General features: G+C 70.6%; 1 protein-coding gene. It reads left to right on the top strand.

Translation table 11 applies throughout. The features are described 5' to 3' along the window. Positions 1-218 precede the first annotated feature (218 nt). Positions 219-1,468, top strand: a 1,250-nt coding sequence (locus HCJ94_RS29270; protein ID WP_168004229.1) for an NF041680 family putative transposase, incomplete at its 3' end; no start/stop codon positions are given.

The raw sequence follows: 1,468 nt of genomic DNA, 5'->3' as shown, positions 1-1,468 counted from the left end.
TGAGCTTTTCGTTTAACCTCGGCCGCCTGTGGCCGGGTTTGCTCCTGTGTGGATGTCGGCGTGTCGTGCTCGACGTGAGGACGGCCACCGTCTGATGATCTTCCGGTTCCTGGCAGAACATGAAGATCAAGGCGGTGGCCGTGGCCACGATTCTGGACTACCTCGGTGGACTGGTGCTACCCGGCATCCCGGTGACCGGGCTGGTGGGTGATCCGGCGATGGTGTTGGCTGACTTCCGTCGGGACCTCTACCAGTGCCTGACCCGACGGGCTGACGCCTTGTTCGAGCTGACCGACGCTGTCCTGTGCACCGATGGGCCGGTGCACAGCCTGGTCGATCTCACGTTGACGGCGGAGCATCGTCGGGGTCACGGCGCGCTGTACGACGGGCTGAACGCGGGCAGGATCGATATCGCCCGGCTCCGCGCGAGGCTGGCCGGGTTGCCGCTGCCGCGGGCGGCGGACGGGCGGATCGTCTTGGCTGTGGACGTGTCGAACTGGCTGCGTCCGGACGCGCCGACCAGCCCGGACCGGTTGTTCTGCCACGTCTACGCCCGGGGCAAGGGGCAGGCTCAGCTGATCCCGGGCTGGCCGTACTCGTTCGTGGCCGCGCTGGAGGCCGGCCGCACGTCGTGGACGCAGGTCCTGGACGCGGTGCGACTGGGTCCGGCCGATGACGCCACCGCGGTCACCGCCGCCCAGCTGCGTGATGTCGTGGACCGGCTCATCACCGTCGGGCACTGGCGGCCCGGCGACCCGGACATCCTGATCGTGGCCGACACCGGCTACGACACCGCCCGGCTGGCCTGGGTGCTGGCCGACCTACCCGTGGTGCTGGTAGGCCGGATCCGGTCCGACCGTGTCCTACGGCTGCCCAAGCCGGCCAGGGCGGCGGGCACCATCGGCCGTCCCCGCAAACACGGCGGCGAGTTCGCCCTGGCCGATCCGGCTACCTGGCCGGCGCCGCACCACGTCACCACCACTGCGACCACGCGCTACGGCACCGCGCGAGCAGCCGCATGGGACCGGCTGCACCCCAGGTTGACCCGCCGCACCTGCTGGATCGACCACGACGGGGACCTGCCGGTCATCGAAGGCACCCTGATCAGGCTGCAGGTCGACCACCTACCCGGCGACCGTGACCCCAAGCCGGTATGGCTGTGGTGCTCCGCCATCGGCGCCACTGCCGCCGATGTCGACCGCTGGTGGCAGGCCTTCCTGCGCCGCTTCGACCTGGAACACACCTTCCGCCTGTTCAAACAGACCCTCGGCTGGACCCGCCCGAAGATCCGCACCACGCAAGCCGCCGACCGCTGGACCTGGCTGATCATCACCGCGCACACCCAACTCCGCCTGGCCCGACCCCTGGCCGCCGACCTACGCCGCCCCTGGGAACGACCCGCCCCACCCGGACGGCTCACCCCCGCCCGCGTCCGCCGCGGGTTCCGGAACCTCCGACCCACCAGCGC

It is taken from the genome of Micromonospora thermarum (assembly GCF_012034245.1).
Taxonomy (GTDB): domain Bacteria; phylum Actinomycetota; class Actinomycetes; order Mycobacteriales; family Micromonosporaceae; genus Micromonospora; species Micromonospora thermarum.
This window is presented reverse-complemented; position numbering and strand designations above follow the sequence as displayed.